General features: G+C 34.2%; 22 protein-coding genes. 17 read left to right on the forward strand and 5 right to left on the reverse strand.

The features are described from left to right. The 16 genes from FPG78_RS07230 to FPG78_RS05965 all read left to right on the forward strand — a co-directional run. Positions 1 to 272, forward strand: a 272-nt coding sequence (locus tag FPG78_RS07230) for a hypothetical protein (protein ID WP_186292505.1), incomplete at its 5' end; no start/stop codon positions are given. 1 nt (position 273) lies between these two features. Further along, complete coding sequence (locus tag FPG78_RS05910) at positions 274 to 681, forward strand: hypothetical protein (protein WP_144087078.1); 408 nt, start codon at positions 274 to 276, stop codon at positions 679 to 681. Between the two features lie 114 nt (positions 682 to 795). Continuing rightward, a complete protein-coding gene (locus FPG78_RS07235; RefSeq protein WP_186292506.1) occupies positions 796 to 972 on the forward strand; it encodes a hypothetical protein in 177 nt (58 codons plus the stop codon). Then, entirely contained in the window at positions 942 to 1,253 is a 312-nt protein-coding gene (locus tag FPG78_RS05915) for a hypothetical protein (RefSeq protein ID WP_144087079.1), read from the forward strand. The genes FPG78_RS07235 and FPG78_RS05915 overlap by 31 nt, the downstream gene beginning before the upstream one ends. A 227-nt stretch (positions 1,254 to 1,480) precedes the next feature. Continuing rightward, positions 1,481 to 1,885, forward strand: coding sequence for a hypothetical protein (locus FPG78_RS05920; RefSeq protein WP_144087080.1), 405 nt, complete (start codon positions 1,481 to 1,483; stop codon positions 1,883 to 1,885). A gap of 318 nt (positions 1,886 to 2,203) precedes the next feature. Continuing rightward, entirely contained in the window at positions 2,204 to 2,392 is a 189-nt protein-coding gene (locus FPG78_RS05925; protein WP_144087081.1) for a hypothetical protein, read from the forward strand. A 46-nt stretch (positions 2,393 to 2,438) separates the two neighbouring features. Continuing rightward, positions 2,439 to 2,570 (forward strand): hypothetical protein, encoded by a 132-nt coding sequence (locus FPG78_RS08195; RefSeq protein ID WP_255431785.1) that lies wholly within the window; start codon positions 2,439 to 2,441, stop codon positions 2,568 to 2,570. Between the two features lie 169 nt (positions 2,571 to 2,739). Then, entirely contained in the window at positions 2,740 to 3,717 is a 978-nt protein-coding gene (locus tag FPG78_RS05930) for a hypothetical protein (protein ID WP_144087082.1), read from the forward strand. Next, the gene (locus FPG78_RS07240; protein ID WP_186292507.1) at positions 3,717 to 3,869 is read left to right on the forward strand and encodes a hypothetical protein; all 153 of its coding nucleotides are present in this window, start codon (positions 3,717 to 3,719) and stop codon (positions 3,867 to 3,869) included. Before FPG78_RS05930 ends, FPG78_RS07240 begins: the two co-directional genes overlap by 1 nt. A gap of 162 nt (positions 3,870 to 4,031) precedes the next feature. Further along, positions 4,032 to 5,138: a VirB4 family type IV secretion system protein gene (locus tag FPG78_RS05935; RefSeq protein WP_255431792.1), complete on the forward strand. Its 1,107-nt coding sequence runs from the start codon at positions 4,032 to 4,034 to the stop codon at positions 5,136 to 5,138. A gap of 45 nt (positions 5,139 to 5,183) precedes the next feature. Continuing rightward, positions 5,184 to 5,552: a hypothetical protein gene (locus FPG78_RS05940; protein ID WP_144087084.1), complete on the forward strand. Its 369-nt coding sequence runs from the start codon at positions 5,184 to 5,186 to the stop codon at positions 5,550 to 5,552. Positions 5,553 to 5,612: 60 nt separating this feature from the next. Next, positions 5,613 to 5,999: a hypothetical protein gene (locus tag FPG78_RS05945; RefSeq protein WP_144087085.1), complete on the forward strand. Its 387-nt coding sequence runs from the start codon at positions 5,613 to 5,615 to the stop codon at positions 5,997 to 5,999. A gap of 83 nt (positions 6,000 to 6,082) precedes the next feature. Then, positions 6,083 to 6,745, forward strand: a complete 663-nt coding sequence (locus tag FPG78_RS05950; RefSeq protein WP_144087086.1) for a hypothetical protein — start codon at positions 6,083 to 6,085, stop codon at positions 6,743 to 6,745. Next, the gene (locus FPG78_RS05955; protein WP_144087087.1) at positions 6,732 to 7,532 is read left to right on the forward strand and encodes a hypothetical protein; all 801 of its coding nucleotides are present in this window, start codon (positions 6,732 to 6,734) and stop codon (positions 7,530 to 7,532) included. The genes FPG78_RS05950 and FPG78_RS05955 overlap by 14 nt, the downstream gene beginning before the upstream one ends. 5 nt (positions 7,533 to 7,537) lie before the next feature. Continuing rightward, complete coding sequence (gene traM / locus FPG78_RS05960) at positions 7,538 to 8,398, forward strand: conjugative transposon protein TraM (protein WP_144087088.1); 861 nt, start codon at positions 7,538 to 7,540, stop codon at positions 8,396 to 8,398. Continuing rightward, positions 8,395 to 9,309, forward strand: a complete 915-nt coding sequence (locus tag FPG78_RS05965) for a hypothetical protein (protein ID WP_144087089.1) — start codon at positions 8,395 to 8,397, stop codon at positions 9,307 to 9,309. The genes traM and FPG78_RS05965 overlap by 4 nt, the downstream gene beginning before the upstream one ends. Before the next feature lie 568 nt (positions 9,310 to 9,877). On the opposite strand, the gene FPG78_RS05970 is transcribed toward FPG78_RS05965, so the two are convergent. The 3 genes from FPG78_RS05970 to FPG78_RS05975 all read right to left on the reverse strand — a co-directional run bounded on the left by FPG78_RS05970 (position 9,878) and on the right by FPG78_RS05975 (position 14,558). Next, positions 9,878 to 10,873, reverse strand: coding sequence for an Rpn family recombination-promoting nuclease/putative transposase (locus FPG78_RS05970; protein ID WP_144087090.1), 996 nt, complete (start codon positions 10,871 to 10,873; stop codon positions 9,878 to 9,880). 144 nt (positions 10,874 to 11,017) lie between these two features. After that, positions 11,018 to 11,515 carry an HD domain-containing protein gene (locus FPG78_RS07815; RefSeq protein ID WP_223262071.1) on the reverse strand — a complete coding sequence of 166 codons (498 nt, stop codon included), beginning with the start codon at positions 11,513 to 11,515 and terminating at the stop codon, positions 11,018 to 11,020. Beyond that, positions 11,457 to 14,558 carry a sodium:solute symporter family protein gene (locus tag FPG78_RS05975; RefSeq protein ID WP_223262072.1) on the reverse strand — a complete coding sequence of 1,034 codons (3,102 nt, stop codon included), beginning with the start codon at positions 14,556 to 14,558 and terminating at the stop codon, positions 11,457 to 11,459. Before FPG78_RS05975 ends, FPG78_RS07815 begins: the two co-directional genes overlap by 59 nt. Positions 14,559 to 14,796: 238 nt before the next feature. Between FPG78_RS05975 and FPG78_RS05980 the strand changes: the two genes are divergently transcribed. Further along, positions 14,797 to 16,164, forward strand: a complete 1,368-nt coding sequence (locus FPG78_RS05980; protein ID WP_144087091.1) for an SH3 domain-containing protein — start codon at positions 14,797 to 14,799, stop codon at positions 16,162 to 16,164. Between the two features lie 19 nt (positions 16,165 to 16,183). On the opposite strand, the gene FPG78_RS05985 is transcribed toward FPG78_RS05980, so the two are convergent. Next, a complete protein-coding gene (locus tag FPG78_RS05985; RefSeq protein ID WP_144087092.1) occupies positions 16,184 to 17,260 on the reverse strand; it encodes an N-acetylmuramoyl-L-alanine amidase in 1,077 nt (358 codons plus the stop codon). 302 nt (positions 17,261 to 17,562) lie between these two features. Beyond that, positions 17,563 to 18,141: a recombinase family protein gene (locus FPG78_RS05990; RefSeq protein WP_144087093.1), complete on the reverse strand. Its 579-nt coding sequence runs from the start codon at positions 18,139 to 18,141 to the stop codon at positions 17,563 to 17,565. Positions 18,142 to 18,155: the final 14 nt, after the last annotated feature.

The following is an 18,155-nucleotide window of genomic DNA, read 5'->3' on the forward strand; positions in this document are numbered from 1 at the left end:
TAGTCCAACATGGTGATACGCATCTATACTATGTTCCTAATGAAAAAGACACTTGTCATATCCATAAGGTCAGTATTGATGCTGTTATATTGACTTGTGATTTTAACAGAGAGGGAGGGGATCCTATAACATGCTCGTTAAGGCTAGATGAACCTCCATACGCTTTAAAGGCTGGTACAAATGTCAAGGTTGCTTATGTAGAAGACAAAGATGGTACACCTATTCATATTAATATCACTTCAGATAACGTATTGGCATTCGCAAAAATATAGATTGGTTAAGTGGTGTGTAACAGATGGAAAAGGATCTATGTATGTAGATACAGGATCATGCAAAAAACCAATATGTAGCAATGAACCGATTAAATTTGGTAATAATACCCTTTTTTACGCCCCAAAACCTGGTAGTGATGGAAATCATACCATTCATTTAACAGTAGGCAATACTAAAGGTGATACCGCACAAGACTATTTTTTTTCTGTTAAAGTTCAAGACCATAGAATTGAAAACTTTACAGCTGAACTTTCTCTTGTTTCAGAAGAAACACCTCTCTTACCGTTTAAAGATAGGGTATGTAAACTCAAGATCTGTCCATTAACTGATGCAGGTAAGGTGCTTAATTACCATATCAAGGCCATTAAACTGAATGGAGGTAAGTTTATCCTAGGAAAGATGAAATGATATCAAATACGCCTTTAACAGTAGGCGTCAATACTTTAATGTTTAATCCATGGTTTTTGTTGGGATTTAGAGCCTAGCATCACAATAATCAATGAAAAGGGAGATGAACGTGAAGTGACCTTTAAGCAGCCATTTGTTGTCAAGGATCCTGACTTTAAAGTAGTTGCTAGTCTAGAAGGTAGTATTGAGAATGGTATGGATAACAGACATATCAACTTAAAGGTTATTGCTCCTTTTAATACTACAAGTGATAAGTTATTTTGTCAAATTATCGTCTATCAGGCGGTATAGAAGGTGATTTACTAAAAATAACAGGCCAACCTATTGATCTTAGTGGTATGCTTTCAGTGGGAGATAGTGCATTTAGATTTAGGTTAGGTGAACTAGATACGTTTATGGATAAGATTGATGGTGTCCCAAGGATTTGTTTTGATATTACTTATCCAGATGGCACAAATCATGAAACAGAAGCTGTAGATTTATCTATTTTCTTATTTGAAGCATTGGCCTCTAAGATAGAGTCATTATCTGAAGATAGTAAATCGCTTTATAAACTATTGTTCAGACTATAGTTTAAATCCAGAATCAGCCTTTCAAAATTTACAAGCTATAGAACCAGATTGGTATAATAGACAATCTAACCTACATAATATACTGGTCTATATGCAGCATGATACGGCTGTTTCTCGTTAAGTTTCGGACGTACTTAATAATCTACAGACTCTTAAACAAAGACACTAAAGATAGAGTAAAGACTAGAGTATTAACCACTAAGTTATTAAATGATTGGCATAAAGAAATGAATCATATTAACGCTAATCAAGAGCCAGATGGTCGTAAAATACATACAAATATATTAGAAAGAGAGGTAAATAGTTTTTCTGATATCTTTCGGTCATGTACAGGTATATCAAATATGGAAGATGTAGTACAATCTTTAGAAGATGTAATTGTAAAAATTACAGATTTAAAGAGAGAAACAACAAGATTAGATATTAAAAAAGCTGAAAAAGAGGCAGAATACCAATCTTTTCAAAGAGAAACTAGGCGTTCTGTAGAAGATGAGCGCAAAACTAGAGAGGCCGATGTTGAACGTTTAGAAGAAGAAATAGAAGAACTCTGTGAGAGTAGAGACAAACTGGAATCTAAAATAAAAAAGCATGATGGGGATATTTCAGATTTAAATGCGTTGATACAGAGTTAAACAGAGTCAATAATGATCTGCGATCTAAGTGTAGTAAGTTAGAAACAGAATTAAAAAAGCAAGATAAATACATTGATACTTTATTTAGTAGGGTAAATACGCATAGTAGTTATATCGATTTTACTCCTAGTCCTGAACCATCTTTTTTTGTTCGATTGATTACATTAAAAACTATTAATCTCATATTTAGTTAGATAATTTTATTCTAAATCAGAAACATACTTCTTTCCCATTAGCTTGTTTATAATAGTCCTTACAAAGTAAGAATATAACATTAAAATAGAATTAAAATGATATTACTAGATATCACAGGTGCCCTTGAAGGTTGGATTAACAAGCGGCTATCAGTTGTTAACCTTGGTAGCTAAACTACTGGGTGTCATAGGCGCTTTTAGGCTAGCCTACCTATATAATGTAGGTAGAGATAGAGGTATGATATTTCATGAATTATTACACTGGATAGCTGCTATTGTCTTTTTTTCATCAATTGGCCATTGTATGATATGATTTCTAACTTTTTTAAACTCTAAATCAGGTAAAAAAATAAACTACCATGCAAAAATTAGTGAATAGCCCGTACTTAAAAGAAAAAGGCTTTTTAGGTCCTTTTTCATTATCAGAAGCCTTAGTGGCGCTAGGCATTTGCTGCCTAGCCTATATGGTCTCTTGCTACTGTGAAGATTGATTGCACTACAACCGCATGTGGACCATCTCTTTAACAAGTCTAATAGTGATTATTTCTTTTTTGATAAAAATATTCCTGAAAAATAGTAATCCTACCTGGTTATCAAGTCTTTTTGCTTATCAGTTTTTGCATGTACCGATAGATAGTTTTAGGGTAAAATTTAAGATCAATGCTTTTCTCAAAAAAAGATAAGAAAGAAGACTTACATAGAGTCTTACCTTTTGTAGATTTTCATGACGATATGACCATATCTGCAGATGGGACTATCTCTATACAATTTAAAACTACTTTAGCCTTTCAGGAACAGTATACGGAGCAACAGTATATAGACTGGACGCATATACTCGCTAGTAGTATGAAAGAACTGCCTTGTAACAGCCTTGTTCAACAAGTAGATATATACTACCCAGACCAGTGGCACAATCCATCTATAGACAGTAACAAACTTGATTTCTTGAAACAAAAACAGGTTAGGCATACAGAGGGTCGCCCTATACTGCACCATGAATCCTATATCATACTTTCCTTTCCTGGATTATATAAAAACTATACGCCACTATCTACTTTTTATTCTAGAGATGAGACAAAAAGTTTTAGTAAAAATCCTTTTGCTCATTTAGAAAAGCGACTCACAATAGCTAAAAAGGATGCCGCCCAATTTCGTCAAAGCGTATCTACCCATCTTCCATTAACTCCTCTTACTGCTGGTGAATTTTCCCATCTGATCCATAGATGTTTGTCCTTAAATTTTGAAGACCCAGAAGGTAACTTATATGGTGGTTTGGTTAAAAATAAAGAATATGTACAGGTGGCTAACAGAAAAGCCCAAGTGATTTCTTTAATAGAGAGTTCTATTGAACCTAGCTATACAGTTCTGGATAAATTCGGCCATAATGGAGGAGTTTGTGCTCCTTTAACAGATGGCCTTGGGCGTAGCCTAAATTTTCCGCATATCATTTCTAGAGTTATTCGTATGATCGACTCTGAAGCATTCTTAAAAAAACATTTTAATTCATTTGCCTGGAGTGAAGCTACTAAGCTCGATGAACGGAAGCTGCAAAACATTAGACATATACGTGGCGAGATGGCTGAGTTTGAACAAACCCTTTGCGGAGAAACGAATCAATTGTCTATTTATCTTTTTTAGTGATACCATTTGGTATAACTGATTTGGATACCCTTAATCAATATAGTTCTCAAGTACTAGCTGCTTTTTCCGGGATAGGCATGAGGGGTTATTTAGAAACCATAGATACCGCTAATTTGTTTTGCACCGCTTTACCATGTAATGGCAATTAAGTATATAGGCGTATACCTATCCTCCTATTAACAGCTGTCGCCCATATAAATAGTACCACACCATTCACAGGCTATAAAGAAGGTGTATTACTAGCCAATAGATACAGAGAACCCATCTATTTCAACCCATTTAACACCGATTTAGACAATCAAAATGCATTTATTTTCGGTCCTTCTGGCTCTGGAAAATCCTTTTTTAATGGCAAAATGATTAAGGATCGATTTGAAGCAGGCCATATAGTGATTGTCATTGACAGTGGCGGGACCTATCGCCATTTATTTGAAGCTTTAGGAGGGAAATATATTGAACTCAGTGCAGAAAAATCTTTAAACTTAAATCCTTTTTTATTCCCAGCTGAACCATCAGGTAGATACCTGCCAGATAGCAGCAAAATCATCTTTTTGGTCGGGCTCATTGGCAAAATGTGGAAGGGAGATTTGAATGAAAATCCAATGAGTGAAGTAGAAAAATCTTTACTCTCTCAGTGGATTAGTGATTATTATAGGGATTTACCAGAATCGATCATCCCTACTTTAACGGGATTTTATGACTATTTACAAGCATTGGTAGCAGCTAATGGAGAAGCCATTCTTGATCTAAAAAAAGATCAGTTGTTCCCTTTTCAAGAATTTTTTATTGTTTTACAGCCATTTGCCCATGGTATTTACAAAGATCATTTTAATGCATTAGCGCAAGACTATCTAGTCGACCATAGGTTAGTATGTTTTGAGCTAGAAGCCATTAAATGCAATAGCAAACTCTATCCATTGGTGGTACAAATTCTATTTGACTTTGCTTTTGAAATGGTTTCTAAGCATCCAGACGCTACTAAGTTTATAGACATTGAAGAGGGTTGGACGAATTTAGATGATGCCTCTAGAGAGCATATAGAATCTTTCTATCGAAAAGGCAGAAAAACCAAAACCTCTATTCGCATAATAACGCAAGACATTCAAGAAATCAAATCATCTAAGATTGCCAGTGCCATTAAAAACAATGCGGCTACCTTTATCCTTTTGTACAATGAAAAAGCATCTAGTAGGGAAGAAATAGGTGCTTTCTTAGGTATGAATGCGTTAGACATGCAAAAGTATGCCAGTCTGCGTCGTAAAAACGGTCCAGGTGGTTTTAGGGAAATCTTTATTAAAGAGATGGGACAGAGTCATGTATGGCTACTAGAACCCTCTCTTTGGAGCATGCTATGTTTACCTCTCATCCATCAGAAAGAAACCAAATCGCTGATTTGGCTAAAAAACATGGAAATATAGAAGATGGCATTGCAGAATGGGTATACCATACTAAACAAAAATATTATGTCTAGTCATTTTCAAGGTATTTTATCTTCTTCAGTTCATCTAAACTTAGAAGCACAAAACCTAATGGTGAATATCACTATTGGAAAGATGATTGGCGTAGCAAAGTTATTACTATTGCCATTCTTGTTGGTACGTTTAATGGTCTATTATTTTCAGTATCATTTAAGCACTTCCGAGTTATTAAAATCCTGTTATACAAGTCTGTTAACACTAATTGTTACCTTTTTGCTTTTACAGTTCTACTTGGATATTTTTCATATGCTAGACAAATTAACCGCTTTGATTATGAATGGATTTGATTGGCATGATCTAGTTAAACCTGATAGTTTCGAAAGTATAAAAGATCCTGAAATAAGTATCTGGTAACTAATTAAAAATGGTTTTTCGAATTTAACTACTAAAGCTTTAAAATCGATATCTCGCATAATGGGTTTAACCACTACTATATTTCGTCATCAAGCTATCCTATTTACCTTACAAGTAGGTCCTTTGGCCATTGCTGCTAGCCTCTTACCAGGAAATTTTAGTGGGATAGTTAATTACTGGCTTAATATGCTGATTTCCTTTTTAATGTGGGGGGTAACCATTGATTTGCTAGACTATTCACTGATTTCTTTGGAATTCAATAATGTAGATGGTATTGGTGCTGCCATCGCTACTTGTCTGATGTATGCTATGGTAGGTCCGCTCACTTCTCTATATATAGGTAACACGGTAGGAAACAGCCTTTTTTCGATAGGAGAAGCAAAGACGAGTCAGTTTATGGCTTATGGGGCTAGTCATCTGCCAAAATTTGGAAAAAAAGATAAATAATAATCCTTACTGCGTAAGGACTTGGTTTGGCAAGCAAATGGGAGAAAAGGGTCATAACCCTATTATAAATAACTTAATACAATATGTTAGATAATAAAGATTATCAGTCATCAACCGTTCAATCGATTCATAAGCTAAACAGCTATCATTATGGAAATATCATTAACCTATTACGATTTTTAGTCGTTTTTCTTTTGGTATCCTTAGGTGGTTTATCTGCTTTTTTAGGCTATTTGGTATTTAAACAGAACAGAAGTGATTTGGTCTATTTTGCTACCCTTGAAGGGACCCATGTGGGTATAAGAAAAGATAATCCAACTAATAACAGTAGAGAATCGTTTGAAGTAGAAAACTTTTCCATGCGTTTTATACAAGATGGTTTTGCCCATAGTGAAAATAACTACCAAGAAAACATTGAAAGAGCTTTAACCGTTATGAATAATGCCTCTAGAGTCACCTTAAAAAAGATCTTTTCTGATGATAGTTTGTTTCAAATATATAAGGAATCTAATGGGGTAACTACAGTTTATGTTAAGAGCATACATGCTGATATACAAAACTATCCCTATAGGTCACAGATCTACTTTCAAACAGATTTAAAATTTTTAACCGGTCAAGGAAAAGTTAAAACCCATAGCTACCATCAATGCATTGCATTAGAAATGCAACCAACAGCTAGATGCAGTAAAAATCCCTATGGGTTAATGATTACCGATCTAACCTTTCTAAACCATGAAGAAAAGTAGCCTTTTAGCATTTTTGATCTCTTATTTTCCTGTTTTTGCATTGGATATAAAAGTTTCAGATCAATATCCTACTTTGCTGGAACTCAGTGGTACGATTGAAAAGATTTCTTTTGGAAATGGAGATAAAGAATATGTATCTAAAGAAGAAGGTAGGTTTTTAGAAGTAAAGGCTAAACATCCCGGGACCAGCAAGACCACTATTACAGTATTTTATCTATCCAACGAAGGCAAAAAAAATGAAAAGATTGATGTATTCTATGGCACAGTTAGTTATGATGCTGGTATACAACCGATGTATGATCTTACACAGCATAAAATTAAACAGACAGAAGAAGCAGAGAAATGGGATACCGATGAACCTTTAACTGAATCCTTAACAGAAGCTATAGAATATGTATCCCAGGAACAACCAAATATTAAACGTTTTCATCAAACTAAGCAGAAAGTAAGTTGTTTTTTGAGTAATGCCGTTAGCACAGGAGAAGAGATTGTTTTAAAGTTTGTATTGAGAAATAGCTCTCCTTATAACTATAAGGTAGGAAGCGTATATTTTTTAGGTAACAACAAAGACAAAACCGCTATTCCTATTAAACTCGAGCCTAAGCGTATGATAGTAGCGCCTGGAGAGGTCCTACCTATGATTTTCGTTATCAAACACAAGGTAGAAAAATCAGGTATAATCGTTCGTTTTGAAGAGAAAAAAGGTCGTAGAGATTTAAGTTTGAACCTACCTAACAGATTGTTGCTGAGTATACCCTGTTTGGTTAAAGAATCTAAAGAAGTTTAATTTCCATGGATAAAAAGAAATTAGGTTTTGGATTAGCTGGGTTATTGGTTATTTCTTGGATTATATTACGGGATGTAAGAAAAACAAAGAGTTGGCATGAGTTTTTTGTAGCCCCTCCTCCCAAACCTTGTAAGCTACTCGAAAAAGCAGAACCATTATCGGTTACTAAAGAAACTAATCAAAGAATGAAAGGTCGTTATCAATCGGAACAGGTAGGTTGCTCTTTATTTGAAGATATGGCCAAAAATATCAATCAAGAAGTATCAAAAGGTGAACCAGAACCAGTTAAAGAACCTGAAAAAGTTAGTGTTAAACTTAAAAAAGTAGTGCAAAAACTTAAGAAAATAGTTCATCCTCAAAAGCAGGAAAAAAACTACTTTCCAGTATCTTTTGAAAGAAAAGGCAGAAAAAAGAATATTAAGGTAAAAAACAGCTTTTCTGTAGGTTATGTCTATGGGACACAAGAACTCAAACATGGCAGAAGTATTAAAATATGTGTCAAAGAAGCTTTTACTTACAAAGGTCAAGAAATCCACAAAGGCGCATTTTTATATGGAATCGTTGCTTTTGGAAAAGAAAGAATTCTATCTAAATTAGAAATAGCTGAATTTGGTAAAAATGTAGTTCCAGTGGCTATTGGTTTGTATGATTCAGATTATATGATTGGCCTATTAGTAGAAAATTTACATCCTTTCATTGATCAAGCGCAAAACAAATTGCTTAGTAAAGCAGCTAGTAGTGGCAGTAATTCTTGGATAAGAGAGATCAGTGGAATAGTAGTAGATGGTATTAAATCCGTTAAAAATGAACAAAAAATAACTATAGACAATAGAAGAAAGGTGTTCCTTAAACCAATAGAAAAATGAATAAGTTTAAAAAATATGGTGTGGTCTGTTTATGCCTGCTCATTCCTGTAACCTCTTCAGCAAGTATAGGATCTTCTATCAAATCAGGTTTAAACAAAATCCTACCTAACGGATTAAAAAAGTGGATACCTGGTCTATCTCCAGAAGAAAAAACCGCCCAGTTAATGGAAGAACAAGTAGGTACCTCTAACAACGTTCTAGCGCAAATGAAAGATGCGGCTGACAGTATGAGAAAACTAAAAAAGAGTGTGGAAGATGCCAATTCTATTAAAAACCAAGGTAAATCATTATTCAAAGATCTATCTGATGCGAAATATGGTAAAGTAGTGCTTGGTATATCAGAAAAAATTAGTGGTATTAGTTTGAACCCAAGTGACTATATTCCTAGTTTAGATTGTACTAGAGGGCTTAAAAGAGATTGTTCTTTTTCTTGTTATAGAGAAAAATCGCTGTTAAGTAGGGTAGATTCTTTTACGGGTAGAAGTAGTAATTTTCTAAGTACAAAACCTCCAAAAAGCTTAAATTCCCTTTGCTCAGATATTCAAAGAGAGTTGCGTCGATCAGATCAGATAAAAATAGCTTCTAAAGAGGCCAATAACAGACTGATTCCAGTTTATAAAGAACAGATCAAAAATCTAGAGATTCAAAATAAAAAGATAGATAAAACACTATCTAATCCTAATTTTTATAAAAATGACCCGGTAAAATATTTTCAATTAGAAAGCATTAAAAATAAAAATATCTTAGATATGGGAGAACTTGTAGAGCGGATCAATAGACTTCAAGTGGCATCAGAAGAAGTGTCTAAAAAGGATAAAGAAGCTATTGCAGAGCTATATAGTGAAAAGTTAAATAAGGATCTAATACAGCATATCGTTAAAAGTAAAATAAAAAGAAATAGTAAATTTTAAATGAAAATGAGTGAAAAATACAAACTAGAAGACGTGAAGGAGTTTGCTCAAAATCCTTTTTTTAAACTACAGGTCAGAGGTACAATTCGATGAGTTTTTCATAGATGAACTCTCAAATAAAGCTAAAAATATCATAAAATATTTAATGTGTAAACATTCATTTTCAGAAGAAAAATGCTTATTTAAGCTAAATGAGTTTAATAGGTTTATGATATATATAAATATGGATTACCCTTTCGATGGGATAGCAGAATTGTGTGCGTTCAGCACTGTGGCAGAAATTTGTCTTTCGGCATGTTTCAGATATGATTTTAGGACAAATTTTTAGCATAAACGCCTTATTTTTTCCATAAATTTTAGTAAAAGACTAGAAAAAACTCGTTTTCTGCCACAGTGCTGAACGCACACGCAGAATTATGCGCTAAAAAGGTATTAGCCAAAACCAAATATCCAGATCTATATTGGGTGAATAATGATTTCTTTAGTGCCGGAATCTTTAAACCAAAATATATGGAATGTAACGATATAGAATATCTATTTATATTATAGGATAACTATATAAAAATGTTCAGACAAGGTCCTGGATACTAGATCTGGATAAACCAGTAAGAGCAATAATATCTTCTAAAGGGTAACGCTTTGCAAGCATAGCTCTAGCGATAGAAAGCGCTTTTTCAGTTTCTCCCTCTAGCTTGCCCTCTAACTTACCCTCTAATTTACCCTCTAGTTTACCCTCTAACTTACCTTTTTCCTGTCCTATTTTGATACCACTCTCCTGCCCTATTCGGATACCCTCTTCCCTATATTTTTGTGCTATAGTTCTCATAAGATCTTCTTTATCTTCTTTAGGAAGATGTTCCCTAATGATATTTTCTAAATTTGAGTACTTGTCTTCTGGTAATTTACTATCAGTATACCATAAAAAAGTCCTTATGTAAATATAACCTTTTTCCTTGTCTAGGACAATAGATGATTGAAAGTTTTCTAAAAATTCCTCCCATAGCTTAAGCATATCACGGGTGTGAACATATTTCATGAAGTATTCCAGCATACCTAGATGCGCCTTATTCTTAATTTGATCATCTGGCATAGAATATAAGTCTATCAATCGATAATCACCTCCCATAAACTCTTTAGCAAGGCTAGGTTCACTAAACAATTCCCATAAATTTCTTGGGACAGTAAAAGGTGTATTACCATGGTATACGACCAGCGGAATTATTAGTGGAAGTTTTGATTTCTTTTTCGTCTTATGCCTTTCAAGTAAGAGAAACATATATTTCCATAACTTAAATGCTGTCCAATACTTAGGACTAACCTCCGCTTCTATCAATGTGTAAATGAATGCTTTATCATTATTCTTCATCTTTATAGAGAATACTAAATCACTGAATTTTTGCTTTAAATTATCCTCTACATATGATTCTTTTTCTATTTTAAGCGTGTTTAGATCTAACAATGATTTACACGATTCTGGTAAATAATGGCTAAGAAACTCATGGGCAGCTACTGGATCGGATAGAATTTTTTTTGCTAAGCTGTCATGTTTTAGTCTTTCTGTCATAAAGATAACTTACTAAAAAGCATTAAATAGTTGGAAAAACAATCTGTAATAATTACTTAAGTGTATTTACAAATACAAATATAATATATTGATTATTTCAAGTTACAAAAAAGTATTTATTTTTAATTTCCATGAGATATGTTTCTAATTTTTTGTTACAATATCTTTTTCTTTATTTGTATTTTCATAATATTCTAGTGCTTGCTTGGCGGCTTGTTCTAAAGTTATCCCTATTTCTCTTCCTAAGTATGTATTGGCTATTTGCACATCTATAGCCAATGTTTCTTGCGCCATATGTTGAACCTCTGTTAGATGGATATGGCCTGCTGCATGACGTAGGTCATAAAGCCGTTCAGCCAATTTTATAAATAAAACGGAAAGTTGTACGTGATCTTCTTTAATCGCTTCCTTCAATCGATTTTTTACATAAAGCAAAGAGGCATGATCTAAATCTTGGCGTTTATCTATACCTACCAGATTTAACACAAAGGCATAAACACCTAGATTATAATGTTTCTTGATATAAGAAAGCGGCAAACAAGTACGGCGAACCAACTCATAAAGCAAAGAAGCATAAATCACTTTAGGAGAGTGAAAAACCCATTCTACCACTAATGCAGCAATCCCTACTTGATCGAACATAAAACAATTGACCAGAGTCATGCCGCTTAAAGCCAAAATGTTTCCGCAATAATAAAATCAAACCAGAAATTATTTTCATATCAATAGGATCCTCTTGAAGAGAGGATTTACAAACACAGTCATGAAACTGCATCAATTCCATCATCGAATCAGCTTGTTCCTTAGGGGTGACAGGTGACTCTAAGGTTAGGGAATCTATAGGTAGGGTAGTAGTCATCTTGCTAAGGATATCAGTAACCTTATTCGGTAATACTAATAACATAGCTTTTTTGCTAGCATCATCAGGAGCTTCTAAATATCCGTAGTGGGCCTCAATAATCGTAGATAGGGTTTGTTGTTGTAGATCTATGGATGGCGGAATTTCCTGTTTACCTTTTGTTCCCATATAATCCATGAGATCGTCATATTGCTTCTTTACTTTAGGTAACGCTTTCGCATCAACGGTATAATGGCTGATAACTAGAGCAGTAGCTTTAAAGTCCATAAAGGTAGGATAGCTGTTATCGATAGGGTCTGCTTGTATAAAGTGCAAAGTAGTAGAATGCAGTTGTATACGAATAACTGGTGAAACATCGTTTTCTATTTTACCAATCCGTAAAACAGATTGAACCAATAAATAAACTAATTGGTTGATATCGCCTATAATAGATAGGCCTTTATCAGCATCGTTTATTGTTTCTAACAGAATCCTAGGTGGATCAGTAATCTCTTGGGAGAGTGCAACTTCCACTTTACGAATCAGTTTATCGAAAGTAATTTTAGTAGGCTGTAACAGCGCATGATCTTTATATTTTTCTCTTCTATTGAAATAGGTTATCCAATCATAAAACTTATTGATAATACTTTGTAAATCTTGCTTATAAATGGGAATGTTATTATCTAAAAAGGAGATAGATTCCTCAATCTTACCAACTACTTGGTTTAAAATAAATCCATAACCTTTATGGGCATGGGAAGAAGAACCATTTGATGGAACCATTGCTGCATCATAAAGGGAGGCTTTTACTCGTTGGGATTCTCTGATTTTTTCTTGATTTTTTAGATAAATATTCTGTGTGGTAATATTACCTACTTCGATTTTAAAGCAAATAATAATAGCAAATACCAGCATACCCATCATACATAGTGGTAATAAAGAGCCTAATACAGGGAAATAGCATCCAACATAAATCGGATAAATGGCTACTAATGATGTAATGGCAACAACTCTTATACCTATATAAAGAGGAAAAATCCATAATATTACGAATAAATGGGAAAAAGATAAGGATAAGGTAAAGATAAGATCACTAGGATACCACCAGTTCAAAAGTAAACTCATAGGAAGATAAACTGATAAACCTATTAACCAATATAGACCAATAAACCAACTTGGAATGGACCTTATTTTTTTGGAAATATCATATAGAAATGGATAACCTAAACAACAAGCTGATCCAAATAGTTGAATGGTAAGCCAGCATCCATCATGATTCGTAATACGTACCATAGAATAAGCAAACAAACTAGTAATGGTAATATATAATCCTACATATACCATCGTAGTGTGGCTCGGCATCAACTTGGCTAAAGTATCTTTTCTATTTGTCCAATAATTCTTAATCGTTTCTTGGCGTTCTGCACGCTTACGGGAATTTTCTTGTTTAATTTGTTTAAATGTATCATCTATTCCAATCCACCATCTATCTTTTGGTTGTTTTGATAGATAATGGGCTGACATCATAGCTAGACCATTGGCTAGCATAGCAAGGACAGAACCATCTATACCAGTAGAAGATTGAACCAATTTGTTCCATATTAGAATGGTGAATACACCTGTACCCATGCCGATTAACGCGGTACGGGAAGTGCTGCGAAAACCAAAGACGGCTAGTAATAGCGGAGCAGCTGTAATAGGCACGGAAACTTGCAGTGCCCAACAAAGCAACCGGAACAAATCATTACAGTAAAAAGCTATTATCATGGCTAATAAACCAGTAACTAGAGAGGAAATCCTTACTATATATAACTGATGTTTTTCTGACAACATGTGCCATTTTGAGTAAATATTAGCAAGTAAATCATGGGTAAGCATGGTAGCACAGTTATTTAAACTAGAGTCAGCAGTCGACATAGTCATAGCAATGAGTCCAATTAGAATAGATGCTTGCAGAATAGGTGGGCATTGACCGACAATATAGGGCCAAATTTCTTCTATACTTAAATGATTTATGGATATAATGGTAAATAAACCGATAAAAATAATAAAACCTACTATAAGTAGATTAAAAATGCTAGTGTAATAAAAAACTTTTTTAGCTTGTGTAACTCCAGAAGACATATACATTCGTTGCATCATACTAGGTCTTCCACTAGGCATTATAATCGCTAATACTAGCATAAATGCTCCAATAGATTTACGATTGAGCTGAAATAAACTATCCATTTGAAATTTCGTCGAACACTTTAAGCAGTCAATTATCTCTGTTACCGACTGGTTGGTATGTATATACATATACCAAGTAAAAAAGGGAATAACAATTGTAAAGGTGATAAATTGCATAACGTCAGTAAAGGTGACAGAACGAATGCCACCCAAACTGGAATAGGTAACAAAAATTAGACTAATGGCCACTGTAATAGCATGGGAATCTATCTTAGGTATACAGATCGTAACAGCTGAAGTGACTACATTAATTTGTGTAACAATAGTTATAAGGGAGCGTACTACACCAAATAGTGCAGAAATGATTCTAGGCCATGTACCATATACGCTACCTATACTTTCTGCTGTGGAAAGGTGGTACATAAATGGTCCCATATGTGGTATAAGTAGCGTCCATATCCAAATAGAGATACTGTCTGCCAGCAATATAATAATATAATATATACCCTGATTATAAATCTGTTGTACGGTACGCATTAAGGCACCTCCCCCATAAAGTGTGGCCAGTAATGTAGCCACTAAAGTAGCAGTAGCAAAATTTTTATTACCTATTGCATATTCGCGTAAGGAAGTTATTTTCCCGCTATAGTAGATACCTACGACTAATGTGAATAACAAAAAGGATATGACTATAGTTGGCAGAATATATAAGGTTAGCATACATTATTAGTTGAATATGGGAAATGATAGATACAAATTATTATATTATTTTAATATATTATTTATATCTTAATATATTATTTATATCTTATTAATACTAAGCTAAGTATATAGCTTATTCATTATCTATTAGCCTTAGTTAGCATGGTACTTTACATGCTATACAAGCATAACCCACCTTTTTTATCTTATTTCAATGGAGTTTTTCCCTATAGAGTTTTGCCAACAGGAGACAGACAAATGGATTAATCCACATCAAGAGGGATATGAAAAACCATTATTGGACAAGCAGATACAACAAGCTTATTTGAAAAATTTACATGAACGCTTGTTTGGTACTGCATCTCCTTGGGATCAAGACTACGTTAAACAGGTTCTACAAACAGACATCTGGGATAGTGAAAAAGAGCAACTTACAATATTTTCTAATCAGGATAATCTATCGCAATCCAAATGGTATGGCCTTAACTTTAGACCTTATCCAGACAAAAAGATACAAGATATAGCCGATACAATTCCCTTAGACGAGCTGAAAATATTATCCTTTCACAAGGAAAACAGGGCAATGACAATCAAAAATTTAACAGGAAGAAGCCTACCTACAACAGATATTTATGTACGCAGCATTATTCCGGGCTATGGCTATCCGCTTGACCAGCTACAAGCCTCTTCTATTTTTATTGGTACCCCTATTTATGTTATAAATCAAACGAAAGATAAACGTTGGTCACTTGTTATAACACCAGACTTTATTGTATGGGTTGAAAGTGATGGGATAGCCTATACCAATGATAACTTTATTGAAACGTGGAAATCTGCTGAGAAAGAAAATCTTGCTGCAATTATACAAACAGATACAACTTTAGTCAATCAAAAAGGAAGATGTTTAGCAACAGCCTATATCGGTACATTGTTTCCAGCACGTAGTGCTATAATGGAAAAACTGATCTTGTCTGTACCTATAGCTGACAAAGATGGAAATGCCTTATTATCTGATGTAGTAGTTCACTCAACGCAAGCGGCATATATCCCCATTAAGTCATCTCCAAGAAATTTTGCTCAATTAATAAATAGTTTAAAAGGGAGGCCTTATGGTTGGGGAGGTCTATCATACTATAACGATTGTTCTGCAGAGCTTAAATGTCTTTTTCTTCCTTTTGGTATTTGGTTGCCCCGTCAATCATACGACCAGATAAAGACAACAGCAGTGGTTGACTTAAGTGCTGCTACACCAACAGAGCGTCTTACTTATTTAATTGAGCATGGAAAACCATTCTTTACCATAATGTATATTAAAGGACATATCTTTTTGTATATAGGGAATTTCCAACAGGTTGGTCAAAAATTACCTATGGTAATGAGTTACCAAAATGTTTGGGGACTAGCTAATATAACAGGAGATAAAATATCCATAATTGGAGAGGCTGTTTTTCTTCCGCTATTGCTTAGCTATTCAGAAGATCCTAGTCTTAATTCACTCTTAAGTAGAGATACATTTCAAGTGAGCCATTTGAATCATCTACCCAAAGGATATCCTAGGCTTATGCTCCCATATGTACTCTAAAGTTATCTTTTTGAAGAAACTATTTAGAAAACTGATCTAATAGATCATCTAGATACTTACCATCGTTCGCATCAAACTGATATAAACGAGATCCTTCCTTTCCATGGTATATTTTTTCCCAATCCTCACGTGCATCATCATTGCGAAGTATATCATCACCAGAATGGTGTATTTTAAATGCTAAAATACCTCTTCTGACTGAATCATTATAAGTGCCATCTGCTTTGATATCGTATCCATATTCACGTAGTTTTTGTATACATTCTTGTTGATCTTGTGATAATCTATTATCTTTTTCCTTATAAGGCACTACTATATCAGGGTTTGTACTTATGCTTAAGTCCTTTTTTCTTGGGTATACACCAAAATTTTTATTAATGTTAAGTTCACTCAAAGATGGTTCATCCTGTGCGTTAGCCAACTTGTCCCAAAAGAAATAAGGATTTGGATCAATTTTTCTACCTGGAGCCCAATCGCTATGCCCTAACATTAGTTTGGCATCAATGTTCCTATTCTGTTGAGTAAGCATTTCAGACAGTGCTACATTAGACTTGATTTGTTCCTCTGTATAAGGTTGATTACCATTGTTTACATTTTCAATTCCAATAGACCAGCTATTCATATCATTTTGTAGTTCGGAACAAGATACTAAAGAGCTGCTAAGTTTAGAGCTTTCAGCCAAATTACCAATTCCTGCGTGACAAGCTCTGTAAGGATCTTCAACAAAACAATATATGCTCCCATCAGTGTCAATAACATAATGAGCAGATACTATAGATTTTCCTTGTGTAAATATATCAACAGTACGATTGAAGTCTGCAACTGTATGATGCTGCATGATGTATATAGGATATGCTTCCCCATATAGTCTATCTTTCTCATCTGGACCAGTTTTTTTAAATCTATAGTTGAAAGTGTTACACTGTCTTGTTTCTCGGTTGGTTGTCTCCCCACTTTCTCCATATTTTATCGGATATTTATCCATATCACGCAGGTAATCTTTTTTTAACATAGGTTGATACGATACGTATCCACCACAAGCTATTCCCAATGAACTAAGTAGGAATGCATTGAAAGTAAATTGTATTTTCTTCATAGCAGTATGCGTTTACAAGGTGTCATCAATATAACCATACATAAAGTATGTAATTCGTATAGGTATGATTCATACACTAAAAGTATAGGATTAAATCCTGACCAATACAATAATAGACACTTTCTTTTTTCCTTAAATTTTATAAAAGACCTTAAATAGTGTCATCATAAGTAATTGGGGCCTCAGAAAAGGGAAAATAAAGCACGTTAAGGCAATGGTAATGTTCTTATCGGTCTTAACCCTCACTAGATGTGGTATAGATTAAAATTTAAAACCTAAAACTAAATCTTTAGCAAACAATTTTATTTATTATCAGACATATTAACATATCGATAAAAGCTTGCTCTGGAAATTTTTAATGTTTTACAGATATCATTAATGGCCATACCATGATCCTTATGCATGTTTTTAGCCATCAATACCTTAGGATCTGTGGAGGATAATCTTTTTCGACCGCCTTTCTTACCACGCGCTCTTGCTGCCTCTAAACCTGCCCGTGTTCTTTCTTGGGTAAGACGACGCTCAAATTGCGCCAAAGAAGAAAATATGTTAAAAATTAATTCTCCTGAAGCAGTTGTGGTATCAATAGCCCCGTCACACAAAGATCTAAATCCAATGCCTTTCTGGTATAAATCTTCGATAAGTTGAACCAAATGAGCCATGGACCGACCTAGCCGATCTAATCGCCAGACTAATAGGGTATCACCAGAATTTAAACTTTCTAAGCATTTTCTTAAACCTGGACGTTCCGATTTAGCCCCTGAGATTTTGTCTATAAAGATCATATTACTTGCACACCCTGCTTTTGCAAGCGCGTCAACTTGAAGGTGAACTTCCTGATCTTGGGTACTAACCCTTACATAACCGACTAGTTTTGCCATATTGTCCCAAATAT

The sequence above is a fragment of the Cardinium endosymbiont of Dermatophagoides farinae genome (genome assembly GCF_007559345.1).
Classification (GTDB): domain Bacteria; phylum Bacteroidota; class Bacteroidia; order Cytophagales; family Amoebophilaceae; genus Cardinium.

What these genes read in the sequence shown, in the direction of transcription:
- FPG78_RS05920 (WP_144087080.1), top strand. Translation starts at nt 1,481, where the DNA reads ATGAATCATATTAACGCTAATCAAGAGCCAGATGGTCGTAAAATACAT.
- FPG78_RS08195 (WP_255431785.1), top strand. Translation starts at nt 2,439, where the DNA reads ATGCAAAAATTAGTGAATAGCCCGTACTTAAAAGAAAAAGGCTTTTTA.
- FPG78_RS05930 (WP_144087082.1), top strand. Translation starts at nt 2,740, where the DNA reads ATGCTTTTCTCAAAAAAAGATAAGAAAGAAGACTTACATAGAGTCTTA.
- FPG78_RS05940 (WP_144087084.1), top strand. Translation starts at nt 5,184, where the DNA reads ATGTCTAGTCATTTTCAAGGTATTTTATCTTCTTCAGTTCATCTAAAC.
- FPG78_RS05945 (WP_144087085.1), top strand. Translation starts at nt 5,613, where the DNA reads ATGGGTTTAACCACTACTATATTTCGTCATCAAGCTATCCTATTTACC.
- FPG78_RS05950 (WP_144087086.1), top strand. Translation starts at nt 6,083, where the DNA reads ATGTTAGATAATAAAGATTATCAGTCATCAACCGTTCAATCGATTCAT.
- FPG78_RS05955 (WP_144087087.1), top strand. Translation starts at nt 6,732, where the DNA reads ATGAAGAAAAGTAGCCTTTTAGCATTTTTGATCTCTTATTTTCCTGTT.
- traM (WP_144087088.1), top strand. Translation starts at nt 7,538, where the DNA reads ATGGATAAAAAGAAATTAGGTTTTGGATTAGCTGGGTTATTGGTTATT.
- FPG78_RS05965 (WP_144087089.1), top strand. Translation starts at nt 8,395, where the DNA reads ATGAATAAGTTTAAAAAATATGGTGTGGTCTGTTTATGCCTGCTCATT.
- FPG78_RS05970 (WP_144087090.1), bottom strand. Translation starts at nt 10,873, where the DNA reads ATGACAGAAAGACTAAAACATGACAGCTTAGCAAAAAAAATTCTATCC.
- FPG78_RS07815 (WP_223262071.1), bottom strand. Translation starts at nt 11,515, where the DNA reads ATGTTCGATCAAGTAGGGATTGCTGCATTAGTGGTAGAATGGGTTTTT.
- FPG78_RS05980 (WP_144087091.1), top strand. Translation starts at nt 14,797, where the DNA reads ATGGAGTTTTTCCCTATAGAGTTTTGCCAACAGGAGACAGACAAATGG.
- FPG78_RS05985 (WP_144087092.1), bottom strand. Translation starts at nt 17,260, where the DNA reads ATGAAGAAAATACAATTTACTTTCAATGCATTCCTACTTAGTTCATTG.
- FPG78_RS05990 (WP_144087093.1), bottom strand. Translation starts at nt 18,141, where the DNA reads ATGGCAAAACTAGTCGGTTATGTAAGGGTTAGTACCCAAGATCAGGAA.